This is a genomic window from Janthinobacterium sp. 1L-D-8-B-C4 (assembly GCF_057291295.1).
In genome coordinates this window covers 14,118-30,222 of the sequence record NZ_JBXAVX010000014.1, presented here as the reverse complement: position 1 = coordinate 30,222, position 16,105 = coordinate 14,118, and the positions used below count along the sequence as shown (strand labels likewise).

Annotated in this window: 14 protein-coding genes and 1 tRNA gene; 2 read left to right on the top strand and 13 right to left on the bottom strand. The window is 64.3% G+C overall.

Going from position 1 to position 16,105, the window contains the following annotated elements:
* Positions 1-8 precede the first annotated feature (8 nt).
* Positions 9-1,181, bottom strand: a complete 1,173-nt coding sequence (locus tag AC0Z42_RS21760) for a penicillin-binding protein activator (RefSeq protein WP_485470270.1) — start codon at positions 1,179-1,181, stop codon at positions 9-11.
* A gap of 225 nt (positions 1,182-1,406) precedes the next feature.
* On the opposite strand from AC0Z42_RS21760, the gene rsmI reads away from it, so the two are divergent.
* Positions 1,407-2,315 carry a 16S rRNA (cytidine(1402)-2'-O)-methyltransferase gene (gene rsmI / locus AC0Z42_RS21755; protein WP_485470269.1) on the top strand — a complete coding sequence of 303 codons (909 nt, stop codon included), beginning with the start codon at positions 1,407-1,409 and terminating at the stop codon, positions 2,313-2,315.
* Positions 2,316-2,367: 52 nt separating this feature from the next.
* Here the strand turns inward: rsmI and AC0Z42_RS21750 are convergent, their stop codons facing one another.
* Entirely contained in the window at positions 2,368-2,997 is a 630-nt protein-coding gene (locus AC0Z42_RS21750) for a hypothetical protein (protein ID WP_485470268.1), read from the bottom strand.
* A gap of 151 nt (positions 2,998-3,148) precedes the next feature.
* On the opposite strand from AC0Z42_RS21750, the gene AC0Z42_RS21745 reads away from it, so the two are divergent.
* Positions 3,149-3,225, top strand: a tRNA-Pro gene (locus AC0Z42_RS21745).
* 137 nt (positions 3,226-3,362) lie between these two features.
* Here the strand turns inward: AC0Z42_RS21745 and AC0Z42_RS21740 are convergent.
* The 11 genes from AC0Z42_RS21740 to AC0Z42_RS21690 all read right to left on the bottom strand — a co-directional run bounded on the left by AC0Z42_RS21740 (position 3,363) and on the right by AC0Z42_RS21690 (position 16,059).
* On the bottom strand, positions 3,363-4,286 hold the full coding sequence (locus tag AC0Z42_RS21740) for a hydroxymethylglutaryl-CoA lyase (protein WP_485470267.1): 924 nt from the start codon (positions 4,284-4,286) through the stop codon (positions 3,363-3,365).
* A 1-nt stretch (position 4,287) separates the two neighbouring features.
* Entirely contained in the window at positions 4,288-5,220 is a 933-nt protein-coding gene (locus AC0Z42_RS21735) for a 2-hydroxyacid dehydrogenase (protein ID WP_485470266.1), read from the bottom strand.
* A gap of 8 nt (positions 5,221-5,228) precedes the next feature.
* Entirely contained in the window at positions 5,229-7,241 is a 2,013-nt protein-coding gene (locus tag AC0Z42_RS21730) for an acetyl/propionyl/methylcrotonyl-CoA carboxylase subunit alpha (RefSeq protein WP_485470265.1), read from the bottom strand.
* A 158-nt stretch (positions 7,242-7,399) separates the two neighbouring features.
* Complete coding sequence (gene bioB, locus AC0Z42_RS21725; protein WP_485470264.1) at positions 7,400-8,446, bottom strand: biotin synthase BioB; 1,047 nt, start codon at positions 8,444-8,446, stop codon at positions 7,400-7,402.
* Between the two features lie 32 nt (positions 8,447-8,478).
* Positions 8,479-9,288, bottom strand: coding sequence for a dethiobiotin synthase (gene bioD, locus AC0Z42_RS21720; protein WP_485470263.1), 810 nt, complete (start codon positions 9,286-9,288; stop codon positions 8,479-8,481).
* Positions 9,275-10,474, bottom strand: a complete 1,200-nt coding sequence (bioF, locus tag AC0Z42_RS21715) for an 8-amino-7-oxononanoate synthase (protein WP_485470262.1) — start codon at positions 10,472-10,474, stop codon at positions 9,275-9,277. The genes bioD and bioF overlap by 14 nt, the downstream gene beginning before the upstream one ends.
* 1 nt (position 10,475) lies before the next feature.
* Entirely contained in the window at positions 10,476-11,804 is a 1,329-nt protein-coding gene (gene bioA / locus AC0Z42_RS21710; protein WP_485470261.1) for an adenosylmethionine--8-amino-7-oxononanoate transaminase, read from the bottom strand.
* A gap of 30 nt (positions 11,805-11,834) precedes the next feature.
* Positions 11,835-12,623, bottom strand: a complete 789-nt coding sequence (locus AC0Z42_RS21705) for an enoyl-CoA hydratase/isomerase family protein (RefSeq protein WP_485470260.1) — start codon at positions 12,621-12,623, stop codon at positions 11,835-11,837.
* Positions 12,624-12,638: 15 nt separating this feature from the next.
* Complete coding sequence (locus AC0Z42_RS21700; protein WP_485470259.1) at positions 12,639-14,261, bottom strand: carboxyl transferase domain-containing protein; 1,623 nt, start codon at positions 14,259-14,261, stop codon at positions 12,639-12,641.
* Between the two features lie 40 nt (positions 14,262-14,301).
* On the bottom strand, positions 14,302-14,748 hold the full coding sequence (locus AC0Z42_RS21695) for a YchJ family protein (RefSeq protein ID WP_485470258.1): 447 nt from the start codon (positions 14,746-14,748) through the stop codon (positions 14,302-14,304).
* Between the two features lie 63 nt (positions 14,749-14,811).
* Positions 14,812-16,059 (bottom strand): D-amino acid dehydrogenase, encoded by a 1,248-nt coding sequence (locus tag AC0Z42_RS21690; RefSeq protein WP_485470257.1) that lies wholly within the window; start codon positions 16,057-16,059, stop codon positions 14,812-14,814.
* Positions 16,060-16,105 lie beyond the last annotated feature (46 nt).

Here is a 16,105-nt window from a genome sequence, read left to right as displayed (position 1 = left end):
GTGGCGTTCTACTGTGCCGCCGGCAAGGCCGGTGCTGGTTCAGGGACCGGCTTCGGCGGCCAGGTGCCGACCACGCCCTGCTGATAGGTGGCGGCCTGCTCGGTGCGCTCGAAACGCGTCTGTCCGTCGTCATAGCGCACGGCCAGGCGGCCCGTCACACCGTCCAGCGTGAACGGCGCTTCGGGGCGCAGCGCCACCTCGCGCGCCACGCGGAAGGCGTCGATGCCGAGCGCATACAGGCGCTCCATGTCGGCCGTCAGGCGGCCGTCGACGGGTTGCGGCGGCTGCGGATACACCATTACTTGCGGATGATCGCGCTGCACCTGCCATGGCAGGTCGAGCAGGCGCGCGCCATCGAGTTCCGGACCGCTGGCGCCACGGCCAAGGCCCGGGTTCAGCGACGAGGTGCCATACAGCGGCAGGTCGGGGCCGATCGCCACGCGCAGCTGGCGCGCCTGGTCGGCGTCGAGCGCGGCAAAGATCAGCGCCGGCGGATTGCTGCCCAGGCGCGCGCGCAACTGCACCATTTCGGCATCGCTCAGATAGCCGTTGGTGGCCGTCAGGTCGACCTGGTCGGCGCTGCCGCCCTGGCGCAGCCATTCCTGCTTGAAGGCGGTGCTGGTGCGGCGCTGCGAGGCCGAATTGGCCGACAAAATCAAGGCATTGGCGCGCGGCTGCTCGCTGGCGGCCCAGGCGGCCACTTGCCGCGCTTCCGCTTCGATCGACAGGCCCATCACCAGCAGTTTTGCCGGCAGCCGTGCCTGGCCGCGGTTGTCTGGATGGTTCAGGGCGATGGTCGGTTTTTTCACCAGGTCGCTGTTGGCCACTGCCGTGACGGCCGAACGCGACAGCGGGCCGACGACGATATCCTGTTCCTGCTGGGCTTGCGCAAACTTGTTCAGTACATCATCGCTGCCGTCGCCCGTATCGATCACGGCCACTTCGAAGCCGCTGCGGTCGCGCTCGTAGGCAGCCATGAAACCGGCGCGCAGCAAGGTCGCCGCCGGACCCAGGGTAGCCGAGCGCAGCGGCAGCAGCAGGCCGATATGGTGAACCTTGCCGTCGGACGGCGCCGGCGCCGTGGCGGCCGGCATGTCGAGTGGTGTGCCGGCGGCTGGCTTGCCGGTGACGGGCGCCAGATCGGGCTTGCCGTTTTCATCGTAGGAGGTGATGTCGGGCACGGCCACGGTGAACGTGACAGGCTCGGGGGCGGGCGGCTTGGGCAGCGGCGCAGGGATCGGTGCAGGTGCCGGCCGCGGCGGTGGCGGCAGTGCCCTTGTGTTAGATTCAATAGGCGCGCACAATTGCCCGGGCGCGTCGCAAGGCGTGCTGCAAGCGCTCAGCATGCCGGTCGCGGCACAAACAAGCAGTAACTTCACACTATTAGCAAGCATTCAACCTCCAAAATGACCGTACAAGAAATCAGCTCCATCGCCAGCCTGCCCATCATGACAGAGGCGGCGCACCAGGTCTATCCTATCGCAACATTGTATGTAGTGGCCACGCCCATCGGCAATGTCACCGATATCAGCCTGCGTGCCTTGCACTTGCTGAGCCTGGCTGACGCCGTCGCCTGTGAAGATACCCGCAATACCGCGCACCTGCTGACGCGTTTTGGCCTGAACAAGCCATTAATTGCTGCTCATCAACATAATGAGCGCGAAGTGGCGCAAACCCTGATCGCCCGCCTGCATGCCGGCGAGCGCATCGCGCTGGTGTCCGACGCGGGAACCCCTGCCGTATCCGACCCCGGCGCACGCATCGTCGACGCCGTGCGCGCGGCCGGCCTGCGCGTGCTGCCCCTGCCCGGCCCTTCGGCGGCGATTACCGCCATTTCCGCCAGCGGCCTGCTGAACGACCAGTTTTACTTTGTCGGCTTCCTGCCCGCGAAAGCCAAGCAGCGCGAAAACATGCTGCACAGCCTGCGCGGCGTGACTGCCACCATGGTGTTCTATGAAGCGCCGCACCGCATCCTCGACTGCGCCACCGCGCTGGCAGAAGCGTTCGAACCGACGCGCCAGGTGGTGTTCGCGCGCGAACTGACGAAATTGTTCGAAGAAATCCACCGCTGCCCGCTGTCCGAGGCCGAAGCCTGGATTCGTGCAGACGCCCATCGCGAAAAAGGCGAATTTGTCATCCTGCTCGAAGGCGCTACCGAAGCCCAGGACGCCGAAGACGTGGAAGCCGAGCGCATCCTGGGCATCCTGCTGGCCGAATGCAGCGTCAAGCAGGCAGCCAACCTGACGGCGCAAATTACCGGACGCAAGAAGAATGCTTTATATGAGCGGGCGTTGCAGTTGAAGGGGCAGGAGTAAGCCCACCCAATCCGGGCATGATCGTACCCGAAATGGGTATGTTGCTATCCCGTCACCATTTGCACCCGCTATCTTTCTTGTCGAGCAGCATGACCAAGGGCGCCAGCAGCCCTGCCCCCGCATAGGCAGTGCGACAATCGCCACGCTTGCCACTGGCAATATCGCGCGCCAGCTGGGTTTCCGTGCGCAGCGGCTTGTCGGGGATCTGGCCGACCGCCGTGCCGGCCTTGGCCGGGTCCTTTTCGCTGGCCACCTTGCGCGCGGTTTTCAGGGCCACTGCCATGTCGAACTTCGGCGCGTCCGCCGCCAGGGTATCGGCCGGTACTGGTGACGGCGCCACGGTGATGGCGTTCGGCACGGCTTCGCTTACGGGCGTCGCGGGGACCTTCAATCCGGGCGATGCCGCTGCTGCACGCACCGGTTTCTTCTCGCGCTTCGGCTCGACCCTTGCCACGGGCGGCGGTGGCGGCAGCGGTTTGATGATGGGTTTGGGCGGGCGTATCCATACGGTGATCGATTCCACCTTCGGCCCGCTATCTGGCAGCGACGGTGGCTGGACATGGCGCCAGCCGTACAGCAGCGCCAGGTGCAGCAGCAAGACGCCAGCGCCCAGCACAATGGGGCGCCGGCGTACCGGGCCCGGGTAATCATGAGACGAATAGGTAAAAGGTAATGCCGTCATGTTTTCGCATCCTGTGAGAGAAAACTGGCGCCCAGTGTCGCATACTTTTTTGGCACCAAAACGCCTGAGGCTGGCAGGGGCGTAAATTATTTGCGCGAAGTTTTGCCGGACCCTTGACCGAATCGAATATGGTCTGTATTATCTTGGTCTTCGGAGTGTGGCGCAGCCCGGTAGCGCACCTGGTTTGGGACCAGGGGGTCCAAGGTTCGAATCCTTGTACTCCGACCAAATTTGTAGAAAAAAACCCAAGAGTTACGGCTCTTGGGTTTTTTTTCGTCTGTACGATTTGTGCTTGCCGGTAGGTCGGGTAGGTCGGGTTAGCGCGCAGCGCGTAACCCGACAATATTGTTGGCCATGACGTGGTGTTACGCCGCCGCTCGCTTCGCCGCCAGCGCATTGCCCGCGCGGCTCGATCCCTTGCGCCCCAGTTGCTGCGAAATGAACTGGCCCGCGTCCACCACCAGGTCCAGGTCGATGCCGGTGGCAATCCCCAGGCCATTCATCATGTACAGCACGTCTTCGGTGGCGACATTGCCGGTGGCACCCTTGGCATACGGGCAGCCGCCCAGGCCCGATACCGACGAGTGATAAATCGCGATGCCCAGTTCCAGGCTGGCGTAGATATTCGCCAGCGCCTGGCCGTAGGTGTCGTGGAAGTGCCCGGACAGGCCTTCCACATGAAACGCCTCGATGGCGCGCGCCATCACCGCCTGGGTTTTACGCGGCGTGGCGACACCGATGGTGTCGGCAATGTCGATCTCGTCGCAGCCCAGGTCGCGCATGCGCCCCACCACGTCGGCGACAGCGTCCAGCGGCACTTCGCCCTGGTAGGGGCAACCGAAGGCGCAGCTGATGCTGCCGCGCAGGCGCAGACCGTTGTCTTTCGCCGCCTTGGCGACGCCTTCGAAGCGGGCGATCGATTCGGCGATCGAGCAGTTGATGTTCTTTTGCGAGAAGGCCTCCGAGGCCGAGCCGAAGATCACCACCTCATCGGCTTTGGCCAGCAGCGCCGCCTCGAAGCCCTGCATGTTGGGCGTCAGCGCGGAATAGATGGTACCCGGGCGGCGCGCGATGGCGGCCATCACTTCGGTGCTGGTGGCCATCTGCGGCACCCACTTGGGCGACACGAACGAGGCGGCCTCGATATTGGCAAACCCCGCCTGCGTCAGCCGGTCGACCAGTTCGATCTTGACGGCGGCGCTGATGGTTTCCTTTTCATTTTGCAGGCCGTCGCGCGGGCCCACTTCGACGATCTTGACCTGCTTCGGCAAACTCGGTTGGATGCTCATTTCAATATCCTTGCAAACGGTTGACGGTGCCGGCGACAGTCTCGCCATCTTGCAGGCGGCGTATCTTGGCGGCGATCTGCGCCACGCTTTCGCGGCGCAGGGTATTGGCGGAAATATGCGGCGTGATGGTGATGCGCGGCTCCTGCCAGAACGGGTGCTGCTGCGGCAGCGGCTCGTTGCGAAACACGTCCAGGGTGGCGCCGGCGATATGGCCCGAACGGATCAGGCTCAAAAGGTCCGGCTCGGCCAGGTGCGCGCCGCGCGCCACATTGATCACATAGGCGCCAGGCACCAGCATCGACAGTCTCGCGCGGTCGAGCAGGTTGTGCGTGTCTTGTGTCAGCGGCAGCAGGCAAATCAGCACGCGCGTGCCGCGCAGGAAGGCTTCGAGCCCTTCTGCGCCGGCGAAGCAATCGACGCCTTCGATGTTTTTCTGGCTGCGGCTCCAGCCGCGCAGTGGAAACTCGAACTGCGCCAGCGCGCCCAGCACGCGCTTGCCCAGCACCCCCAGGCCCAGCACGCCGACGGGAAAATCGTGCTTGTCGAACGCGGGCAGCGGCTGCCAGATGCCGGCGCGCGCCTGCGCTTCATAGTCGTCGAAACGGCGGAAGTGGCGCAGCACGGCGTGGCTGACATATTCGGCCATCTGCACGCCCATGCCCGCATCGTCGAGGCGCACCAGCGGCACATGGGCCGGCAGCGCCTCGCCGAATTTCAGCAGCGCGTCGACACCGGCACCCATATTGAAAATCGCCCTGGTCTTGCCCAGGTCACCGAGCATGGCGGCGGGCGGCCGGAAGACCAGGGCGTAGTCGCAGTCCGGCACGTGCTCGCCCTCGCGCCAGGCAAGCACTTCGGCTTCGGGCAGTTGCCCGGCAAACTCGCTGATCCAGGCCGCTTCCGTGCCGTCCGGGCGTTGCAAAAGAATCCGCATGGCGCCTCCTAGGCGGCGGCCTTGAAGGCCAGCAACGGCGCACCGTCGGTCACCTGGTCGCCGACCGCATACAGCACGTCTTCCACCAGGCCGTCATGCGGCGCGGCGATGGTGTGTTCCATCTTCATCGCCTCCATGATCACCAGCGGCTCGCCTTTTTTCACGTCCTGGCCTTTGTTCACCAGCACGGCGACCACCTTGCCCGGCATCGGCGCCGTCAGGCGGCCGCCTTCGGCCTCCGCCTCGCCCGCATGCGCCATCGGATCGTTGTAGTGCAAGGTGTAATGCGCGCCGCCCGTAAATACATGGAACTGCTCGCCGTCGCGATGCACGGTGCCATGCACGGCGCGCTCGCCGAGTTTCACATGCAGTTCCTGGCCGTCGCGCGCCGACAGGCGCAGGCGCTGGCCGTTGAACAGCCAGCCGTCTTGTTGATAGGCGATACGCGTGATGTAGGCCTTGCTGTCGCTGGCCAGCGCGAATTCGTCAGCGAATGACAAGCTGCGCCCCAGGGTGCTGTTCAAACGCCAGCCCAGCGCATTGCCCCACGGGCCGCTGCCGTGGCTGGACGCCGCTTCCTGCGTCAGCAGCGCCGCGCTGGCCAACGCCAGCGCCGTATCGGGCGCCGCCTGCAGGGCCGGGAACAGCGCGTCGTGATTGCGCTCGATCAGGCCCGTATCGAGGTCGGCATTGCTGAATGCCTCGCCTTCGACCAGGCGTTTCAGGAACGCGATATTGCTGGCCAGGCCGACGATCTGGTAGTTGGCCAGCGCCTGCGCCATGCGTGCCAGCGCCTCGCGGCGGTCCACGCCCCAGACGATCAGCTTGGCGATCATCGGGTCGTAGAACGGCGAAATCGCATCGCCCTCGCGCACGCCCGAATCGATGCGCACGCCGGCCGGCACCAGCGTGCCACCGAGTTCGAACGTCACCGCGGCAGGTGCGCGCATATGGCGCAAGGTGCCGATCGACGGCAGGAAACCCTTCTCCGGATTTTCCGCATAAATGCGCGCCTCGATGGCGTGGCCGTGGATGGTCAACTCGCTTTGCGTTTTCGGCAGCGGCTCGCCAAAGGCGACGCGCAGCTGCCACTCCACCAGGTCGGTGCCGGTGATCATTTCGGTGACCGGATGCTCCACCTGCAGGCGCGTGTTCATCTCCATGAAGTAGAACGAACCGTCCTGGTTGGCGATGAATTCCACCGTGCCGGCACCCACGTAGCCCACCGCTTTTGCGGCCGCAACGGCCGCCTCGCCCATGGCGGCGCGGCGTTCAGGCGGCATGCCCGGCGCCGGTGCTTCTTCCAGCACCTTTTGATGGCGGCGCTGCACCGAGCAGTCGCGCTCGAACAGATAGATGCAGTTGCCCAAGGTATCGGCAAACACCTGGATCTCGATATGGCGCGGGCGCGACAGGTATTTTTCGGCCAGCACCTTGTCGTCGCCGAAAGAGCTGATCGCTTCGCGCTTGCACGAGGCCAGCGCGGCCTTGAAATCAATCGAATTGTCGATCACGCGCATGCCCTTGCCGCCGCCGCCGGCCGAGGCCTTCAGCAGTACCGGGTAGCCGATCTGGTCGGCCTGTGCGTGCAAAAAGTCCGCATCCTGTTCTTCGCCGTGATAGCCGGGCACCAAAGGCACGTTGGCTTTTTCCATCAGCGACTTGGCGGCCGATTTCGAGCCCATGGCGCGCATGGCCGACGCTGGCGGGCCGATAAAGACCAGGCCCGCAGCTGCGCAAGCGTCGGCAAAATCGGCGTTTTCGGACAGGAAGCCGTAGCCGGGATGGATCGCCTGCGCGCCGGTGGCCAGCGCCACGGCGATGATCTTGTCGCCGCACAGATAGCTTTCCTTGGCCGGCGCGGGGCCAATCAATACGGCTTCGTCGCATACGGCGACATGCTTGGCATTCGCGTCCGCCTCGGAATACACGGCAACCGTGCGGATGCCCATGCGGCGCGCGGTAGCGGCCACGCGGCAAGCGATTTCGCCACGGTTGGCGATCAGGATTTTAGTGAACATGGTCTCTCTCTCTATTCTCTCAAAGGGGCAGCTGTCTCTTGATGGACCTGGTCTGCTGGCTTGTCGGCTTACGCGCGTTGCGCTAAGCCGACCTACGCACGAAGGCGAGATTCGTAGGTCGGGTTAGCCGGAACGGCGTAACCCGACAAGGACCGCTATCAGCAGCCGCACTTCTCTTTCTGCACCGATTCCAGCATCGCGCCGCGCGTCTGCAAGCCGAGTTTACCCAGCAAGACACGGTCGTCTTCCGCTTCCGGATTGTCGGTGGTGAGCAGCTTGTCGCCGTAGAAAATCGAATTGGCACCGGCCAGGAAGCACATCGCCTGTACCGCTTCGCCCATCTGGCGCCGGCCGGCCGACAGGCGCACGCGGGCTTTCGGCATGGTGATGCGGGCCACGGCAATGGTGCGCACGAATTCGAACGGGTCCAGCGCTTCGATGCCATATAAAGGCGTGCCTTCCACCTGCACCAGATGGTTGACCGGTACCGATTCCGGATACGGATTCAGGTTGGCCAACTGGGCGATCAGGCCGGCGCGTTGCAAACGCGTTTCGCCCATGCCGACGATGCCGCCGCAGCACACTTTCAGGCCCGCTTCGCGCACGCGGCCCAGGGTATCGAGGCGGTCCTGGTATTCGCGCGTCGAGATGACGTTGTCGTAGAACTCGGGCGCCGTGTCCAGGTTATGGTTGTAGAAATCGAGGCCGGCGTTTTTCAGGCGGTCGGCCTGGCCTTCTTCCAGCATGCCCAGCGTGGCGCAGGTTTCCAGGCCCAGGGCCTTGACCTTGCTGACCATTTCTTCGACTTTTTCCATGTCGCGCTCTTTCGGGCTGCGCCAGGCGGCGCCCATGCAGAAACGCGTGGCGCCGTTGGCCTTGGCCTGGCGCGCGGCGTCCAGCACGGTGTCGATGTCGAGGATTTTTTTCGCTTCGACGCCCGTGTCGTAGCGGGCCGCCTGCGGGCAGTAGCCGCAGTCTTCCTCGCAGCCGCCGGTCTTGATCGACAGCAGGGTCGCCAGTTCCACGTCGCCGTCCGGGAAGTTGGTGCGGTGGGTTTGCTGGGCCTTGAACATCAGGTCGTTGAACGGCAGGTCGAACAGGGCCAGCACGTCGGCGACGGGCCAGGTAGCCGCTTCGGGCACGGTGATGCGCGCCGTTGGGCGGTGCAGTTCGACGGTTTTTGCTGCTTCTTGGATGAATGACATCGTGATTCCTTGGGTTGCGGTTACTTCAATTTTCAATTGTCGGGATGTTGCATCGGCCAGTTCGGCAGGCCGCTAAAATCGAGATACGACGCCGCTTCTGCGGCGCTTGGCTGCGCCATGCGCGGCACCTTGCCCAGCAGCGGCGCCGGGATGCGTTCGATCAGCGCATCGATATTTTCGTCGATAAAGCGCATTTCCACTTCGAGCGTATTGGCGACCCAGCCGATCACCGTCAGGCCGCGCGCTTCGATCGCTTCCAGCGTCAGCAAGGCCTGGTTGATGCAGCCCAGGCGCATGCCGACCACCAGGATTACCGGCAGGTCCAGCTGCTGCGCCAGGTCGGCGGTGTCAAACGTGGCGGACAGCGGCACGCGAAAGCCGCCCACGCCCTCGACCACCACCGCGTCCGAGGCGGCCGCCACTTCCAGGTATGCCGCCAGAATCGGCACCGGGTCGATCGTCACGCCTTCGAGCGCGGCGGCGATATGCGGCGCGGCCGGTTCCCTGAACATATACGGTGTCGTGATATTGGGCAGCAGGGTGACATTGCCGGCCGCTTTCAGGCTGTCGGCGTCTTCATTATGCAGTTCGCCATCGCGCAGCTCGGCGCCGGCGGCTACCGGCTTCATGCCGCAGGCGCGCACGCCGCGCTCGACCAGCGCGTGCAGCAGCGCCGACGAGGTCAGGGTCTTGCCGATTTCCGTGTCGGTGCCGGTGACAAAACAGGCAAAGCGCGATGGCAGTGTGGCGGCCACGGACGCCGGCTCCAGCGCCGCTTCCAGCACCGGTTCGATTTCCGAGACGTCGGCCGTGCCCACGACCACAGGATCATTCAAGCTCATGGCGCGTCCTTTCCAGGTGATTGACTGCATTGATCAATTGTTCGACTTCCTGCTGTGTATGGCCGGCAGACAGGGTCACGCGCAGGCGGGCCGTACCCACCGGCACGGTCGGCGGGCGGATCGCGCCGACCCACAGACCTTCGCTGTACAGGCTGGCGGCAATGCCCATCATCTCGGCATTCTCGCCAATGATCACGGGCTGGATCGCGGTGGTCGACGCCAGCGGCTGCCAGTGGCGCAGCTGCAGGCCGGTGTTCCATTGTGCCACCAGCGCCTGCAAGTGCGCGCGGCGCTGCCGGCCCTCTTTGCCGGCGATGATGTCCAGGCTGGCCAGCAGCGCATGGGCCATCGCGGGTGGCGCGGCGGTGGTAAAGATATACGGGCGCGCTTTCTGGATCAGCGTTTCGATCACGGCTTCATGCGCGGCCACGAACGCGCCACCGACGCCGGCCGACTTGCCCAGGGTGCCCACATACACCAGGTTGGGCGAATGCAGCTCGAAATGTTCGAGCGCGCCGCGGCCATGCTCGCCGAGCGCGCCGAAGCCGTGTGCATCATCGACCACCAGCCAGGCGCCGTACTGCTCGCACAGCGCCAGCAGTGCTGGCAGCGGCGCCATGTCGCCATCCATGCTGAACACGCTGTCGGTGACGACGATTTTCGTAGCCGCCGTGCTGGCAGCCAGCAGGCTTGCCAGTGCATCGAGATCGGCATGCGGATACACGCGCGTGGCCACGCGCGCCAGGCGCGTGCCGTCGATCAGCGAGGCGTGATTGAGCGCCTCCGAAAAAATCTCGGTGTCCTTGTCGCCCACCGCCAGGCCCGTCAGCACGGCCAGGTTGGCCATATAGCCGGTGCAGAAATACAGCGCGCGCGCACTTTCCAGGTTCACGCCGACGAATGCGGCCAGCCGTTCTTCCAGCAGCGCATGGGCGCGGCTGTGGCCGCTGATCAGGTGCGAGGCGCCGCTACCGGCGCCATACAGATCGGCGCCTTCCTTCAAGGCCGCAACGATGCGCGGATGCGAAGCCAGGCCAAGATAATCATTGCTGCAAAAGGCCAGCATCTCGCGGCCGTCGACCGTGATGCGCGGCGCGCACGGCGTGTCGACCGTGCGGCGCCGACGTATCAGGCTGCGTTCTTCCAGTGTCTGCAACTGCTGTTGCAAGCGTGTGATCAGTTCCACGTCAAGCTCCCATCACGTGGTTGAACACAGCCAGCATCTGCTTACCGACGCCGTCTATCTGCTCGTCGTCAAGGATATACGGCGGCATCAGGTAGACGGTGGAGCCGATCGGGCGCATCAGGAGTTCATGTTCCAGCGCGGTGCTGAAAAAGCGGCGCGAAAAATCAGGCGCGGCGTCGACCGCGTCAAACGCCCAGATCATGCCCTGCTGCCTGAAGTGCTGTACTTTTGCATGCTGCGCCAGCGGCGCCAGGGCCTGCGTGATTTTGTCGGCGCGCACGCGGTTATTGGCCAGCACCTCGTCTTCCTCGAAGATGGCCAGGGTCGCCAGCGCGGCGCGGCAGGCCAGCGGGTTGCCGGTGTACGAGTGCGAATGCAGAAAACCGCGGCGCACGTCGGTGCTGTAGAACGCCTGGTAGATATCTTCTCGCGTCATCACCAGGGAGAGCGGCAGGTAGCCGCCGCTGATGCCTTTCGACAGGCACACGAAATCGGGCCACACGCCGGCCTGCTCACACGCAAAGAAGGTGCCGGTGCGGCCGCAGCCAACGGCGATTTCGTCGAGGATCAGATGGACCTGATGGCGGTCGCACAGCTCGCGCACCAGTGACAGGTACAAAGGGTCGTGCATCGCCATGCCGGTCGCGCATTGCACCAGCGGCTCGATGATGATGGCGGCGATTTTTTCCGATTTCTGCTGGAACAGCTGCTCCACTTCGGCTGCCGCGCGGCGCGCCACGTCCTGCGCCGTTTCGCCCTCGCCAGCCTGGCGGAAGTCCGGCGACATCACCGTCTGCGTGGCGCGCAGCAGCGGGCCATAGGCGTCCTTGAACAGCGCCACGTCGGTCACGGCCAGCGCGCCGATGGTCTCGCCGTGGTAACTCCCCTTCAAACAGACGAATTCCTGTTTTTCACTTTTGCCGCTGTTGCGCCAGGCATGAAAACTCATTTTCAGGGCGATTTCCACCGCCGAAGCGCCATCGGAGGCGTAAAAGCTGTGACCGAGCACGCCGCCGGTCAGGGCCGACAGTTTTTCCGACAGTTCGATTACCGGCTCGTGCGTGAAGCCGGCCAGCATGGCGTGCTCCAGCCGGTCCAATTGATCCTTCAGTTCCGCATTGATGCGCGGGTTGGCGTGGCCGAACAGATTCACCCACCACGAGCTGATGGCGTCCAGGTAGCGCCGGCCGTCGTGGTCGTACAGCCAGGCGCCGCGGCCATGGCTGACGGGGATCAGCGGCACACTTTCATGGTGCTGCATCTGCGTGCACGGATGCCACACGCTGCGCAGGCTGCGTTCGACCCATGCCGATTGTTTTTCTGATTTCAAAACTGCTCCAGTGATTTATTCGTCCATGCGCTAGCCCATGAGCCAACCCGGCTTGCGCTTGTCCAGGAATGATTGCACGCCTTCGCGCCCCTGTTCCGAGGCGCGGATCTGCGCGATGCGTTCGGCGGTGTCTTCCAGCAGCGCGTCGGTCACCGGCTGGCCGGCGATTTCGCGCACCAGCGTTTTCGCTTGCGCCACCGCGTGCGGGCTGTTGCCGGTCAGCGCTTTCAGCACTTCCGCGGTTTTCGCGTCCAGCGCGCTTGCTTCGACTACCTCGTGGGCAAAGCCGATGCGCAGCGCTTCGTGGGCCGAGAATCGCTCGGCGGAGATACAGTAGCGGCGCGCCGCCTGTTCGCCCATGGCCTTGATGACATACGGTGAAATGGTGGCCGGGATCAGGCCCAGCCGCACTTCACTCAGGCAGAATTGCACGTCTTCCGCAACCAGGATGATATCGCATGCGGCCACCAGGCCCATGCCGCCGGCATAACAGTCGCCCTGGACCTTGGCCACCACGGGCTTGGGACAGGTATAAATCGTGCGCAGCATCTGTGCCAGCTGCAGCGCGTCGGCCTGGTTTTCGGCATGCGTGTAGCCGGCCATCTTCTTCATCCAGTGCAGGTCGGCGCCGGCGCAAAAGGCCGGGCCATTCGCGGCCAGCACGATGGCGCGCACCATGTCGCTGCGGCCCAGGCCTTCAAAGGCGCGCGTGAGTTCTGCGATCGTGGTCTCGTTGAAGGCGTTGCGCACGTCCGGGCGGTTCAGGGTCACGGTGGCGACATTGCCTTCGATGACCAGCTTCAGGGTTTCAAATTCCATGATATTTTCCTTCCCTTACATGCGGAATACGCCGAACTTGGTGTCGGGGATTTTCGCGTTCAGCGCCGCCGACAGGCCCAGGCCCAGCACCATCCGGGTATCGGCCGGGTCGATCACGCCATCGTCCCACAGGCGCGCGGTGGCGTAGTAGGGGTGGCCCTGGTGTTCGTATTGATCCTTGATCGGCTGCTTGAACGCGGCTTCTTCTTCGGCTGACCAGGCGCCGCCCTTGCCTTCGATGCCGTCGCGCTTGACGGTTGCCAGCACGGATGCGGCCTGGTCACCGCCCATCACGGAAATGCGCGCATTGGGCCACATCCACATGAAGCGCGGCGAGAACGCGCGGCCGCACATGCCGTAGTTGCCGGCGCCAAAGCTGCCGCCGATAATCACCGTGAATTTCGGCACCGCCGCTGTCGCCACGGCCGTGACCATCTTGGCGCCATTGCGGGCGATGCCCTCGTTTTCGTATTTGCGCCCGACCATGAAGCCGGTGATATTTTGCAAAAACACCAGCGGGATCTTGCGCTGGCAGCACAGTTCGATAAAGTGCGTGCCTTTCAGCGCCGACTCGGAAAACAGAATGCCGTTGTTGGCGATGATGCCGACCTTGATGCCATGGATATGCGCGAAGCCGCAGATCAGGGTGGTGCCGTAGCGGGCCTTGAATTCATCGAAGTCGCTGGCGTCGACGATGCGCGCGATCACTTCGCGCACATCGAACGGCTTGCGCGTATCGACCGGTATCACGCCATACAGTTCCTGCGGCGGGTAGTTCGGCTCGACCGATTCGCGCAGCGCCATCTGCTGCGGTTTCGTGCGGTTCAGGTTCGAGACGATGGTGCGCGCCAGCGACAAGGCATGCAAATCATTCTGCGCCAGGTGGTCGACCACGCCCGACAAGCGCGTATGCACGTCGCCGCCGCCCAGGTCTTCGGCCGTTACCACTTCGCCGGTGGCTGCTTTGACCAGTGGCGGGCCGCCGAGGAAAATCGTGCCCTGTTCCTTGACGATGATCGACTCGTCGCTCATGGCCGGCACATAGGCGCCGCCGGCCGTGCAGGAACCCATCACCACCGCGATCTGCGGTATGCCCTTGGCCGACAGATTGGCCTGGTTGTAGAAAATGCGGCCGAAATGGTCGCGGTCGGGGAATACATCGTCCTGGTTCGGCAGGTTGGCGCCGCCCGAGTCGACCAGGTAGATGCACGGCAGGTTGTTCTGGTCGGCGATTTCCTGGGCCCGCAAATGTTTTTTCACCGTCATCGGGTAATAAGTGCCGCCCTTGACGGTGGCGTCATTGCAGACGATTACGCATTCCTGGCCCGAGACGCGGCCGATGCCGGTAATGATGCCGGCGCTTGGGGCCGCATCGAAGCCGTTGGCGTCCTGGTACATGGCGTAGGCCGCCATCTGCGACAACTCGAGAAACGGCGTGCCGGGATCGAGCAGCATCTGCACCCTGTCGCGCGGCAGCAGCTTGCCGCGCGCCAGGTGCTTGGCGGCAGCCGCCGCGCCGCCACCGGCGGCGATTTTTTCCACCTTGTCGCGCAAGTCGTCGACGATGGCCTGCATGGCGGCCACGTTGGCCTTGAAATCGTCGCTGCGCGGATTGAGTTTGCTTTCGATGTGCGGCATTGCGGTTCCTTTTTATTATCGCCCGGTCTCTCGGGTCGCGCTATTCGGGAAAACTGCCGTCGAGATACAACCAGCGCACGGTGCCGCCAGTGTCAGCTTCGCGCACGAAGCGGCTCACTTCATGCAGGCGGTGGGCGCGGCCCTTGACCTTGTAGCGGGCGACGAATTCGACGGTATCGCGGTTGCTCTCTTCGGCCTGATCGGCAGATTCTGCTTTACGTTGACGTAAACGTAAAGCAGATTTTACCTCAAGTCCCAGCCACTGGACTTTTTCTTCTTCGGCAAACAGGGCGTCGGCCGGGCAGGTACTGGCGTGCCAGGTGGCGCGCAGATACGGCTCGTCGCGCAGCGTAAATGCCGTGTAGCGCGAGCGCATCAGGGTTTCGGCCGTGGGCGGCAACGCGGCGCCCGTGATGTACGGGCCGCAGCAAGTGGCGTAGGCGCCGCCGCCGCAGGGGCAGGCAACGGATTTCGAAGTTGTGGACATGCGATAGGCGGCAAGAGCGGAAAGTTCCGCAATTATCCGCCATAAGGGAAAGGCGCGTGGCCGCTAGCGTCGCGGCTGCAGGAAGTCCAGCGCGAACGGTGGCGTCGTGCCGGTCATCAGGTCGGCCAGGATGCGCGCGGTGCCGGCCGCAAAGGTAAAGCCCAGCGGGCCGTGGCCCACGTTCAGCCACAGATTGGCGACTTTGCTGGCGCCCACCAGCGGCGCGCTGTTTGGCGTGGCAGGGCGCAAGCCGGCCCAGGCGGTGGCCTGTTCATAGTCGGCTGCCTGCGGCATCGCTTCGCACGCCAGCCGTTTCAGGCCGGCGATCCGGCTTGGCGTGATGCTGGTGTCGGCGCCCACCATGTCGACCATGGCCGCCACACGCAAAGATCCTTTGATGCGCGCATACAGCACCTTGCGCTCGAAATCGGTGATGCTGATCTCGGGCGCCAGGTCTTGCGCGCGGATAGGCGCGGTCAGGCTATAGCCCTTCAATGGGTATAGCGGCAGGTAGATACCGGCGCTGGCGGCCAGGTCGCGGCTCTGGATGCCGGCCGCCAGCACGTACTGGTCGGCGTCGAGCAGGCCCAGGCTGGTGTCGACGCCAGCAACCTTGCCGCCACGCAGCACCAATTTGTAGGCTTCGCCCTTGAGCAGCAGCGAGCAATTCGGATGCTGGCGCAAGCGCGCTTCCAGCGCCAGGCAAAACGCGTGGCAGTCGGCCACCGCTTCGCCTTCGGTAAAGATGGCGCCAGCGAGCGACTTTTGCAGCGCGGCCAGCGCCGGCTCGCGCTGCACCGCCTGCGCAGGCGTCAGCACCAAACGCGCTTCTTCCGATTCGGGACGCGCCACGGCGCGCTGGAAAAGGGCTGGTGAACGGTAGACGATCAGCTTGCCCGCATCGCGCCAGGCATATGCTTCCGGCGGCACGACCAGCTCCAGCTGCGCCATGCCGGCGCGGCTCAGTTCGCCCAGCTCCAGCAGCTTGGCGGTGGTGCGCGCATTGCTGGCGGCATTGCAGTTGCGCAAAAAACTGGCCAGCCAGCGCCATTGACGCCAGTCCGCTTCCGGGCGAAAACGCAGCGGACCATCTTTGCGCAGCAGCCATTGCAGCGCTTTCAAGGGCACGCCGGCGTCGGCCAGCGGCGCCACGTAGCGATAGCTGAGCTGGCCGCCATTGCGGTAGCTGGCGGCGGTGCCGACCTGTTCGTTGCGTTCCAGCAGCGTGACTTTGTAGCCGGCTTCGGCCAGCCACCAGGCCGACGTCAGGCCGACGACGCCGCCACCGATGATGATGACTTGTTGTTGCATGCTGCCTCGCTGCGTAGGAACTCCCAGGGCACGGGAGCATTCGGTG

Excerpts from the sequence above, each read along its gene's own strand:
- rsmI (WP_485470269.1), top strand. The coding sequence starts at position 1,407 with ATGACCGTACAAGAAATCAGCTCCATCGCCAGCCTGCCCATCATGACA.
- AC0Z42_RS21695 (WP_485470258.1), bottom strand. The coding sequence starts at position 14,748 with ATGTCCACAACTTCGAAATCCGTTGCCTGCCCCTGCGGCGGCGGCGCC.
- AC0Z42_RS21690 (WP_485470257.1), bottom strand. The coding sequence starts at position 16,059 with ATGCAACAACAAGTCATCATCATCGGTGGCGGCGTCGTCGGCCTGACG.
- AC0Z42_RS21705 (WP_485470260.1), bottom strand. The coding sequence starts at position 12,623 with ATGGAATTTGAAACCCTGAAGCTGGTCATCGAAGGCAATGTCGCCACC.
- AC0Z42_RS21730 (WP_485470265.1), bottom strand. The coding sequence starts at position 7,241 with ATGTTCACTAAAATCCTGATCGCCAACCGTGGCGAAATCGCTTGCCGC.
- AC0Z42_RS21740 (WP_485470267.1), bottom strand. The coding sequence starts at position 4,286 with ATGAGCATCCAACCGAGTTTGCCGAAGCAGGTCAAGATCGTCGAAGTG.
- bioB (WP_485470264.1), bottom strand. The coding sequence starts at position 8,446 with ATGTCATTCATCCAAGAAGCAGCAAAAACCGTCGAACTGCACCGCCCA.
- AC0Z42_RS21735 (WP_485470266.1), bottom strand. The coding sequence starts at position 5,220 with ATGCGGATTCTTTTGCAACGCCCGGACGGCACGGAAGCGGCCTGGATC.
- bioD (WP_485470263.1), bottom strand. The coding sequence starts at position 9,288 with ATGAGCTTGAATGATCCTGTGGTCGTGGGCACGGCCGACGTCTCGGAA.
- AC0Z42_RS21750 (WP_485470268.1), bottom strand. The coding sequence starts at position 2,997 with ATGACGGCATTACCTTTTACCTATTCGTCTCATGATTACCCGGGCCCG.
- AC0Z42_RS21700 (WP_485470259.1), bottom strand. The coding sequence starts at position 14,261 with ATGCCGCACATCGAAAGCAAACTCAATCCGCGCAGCGACGATTTCAAG.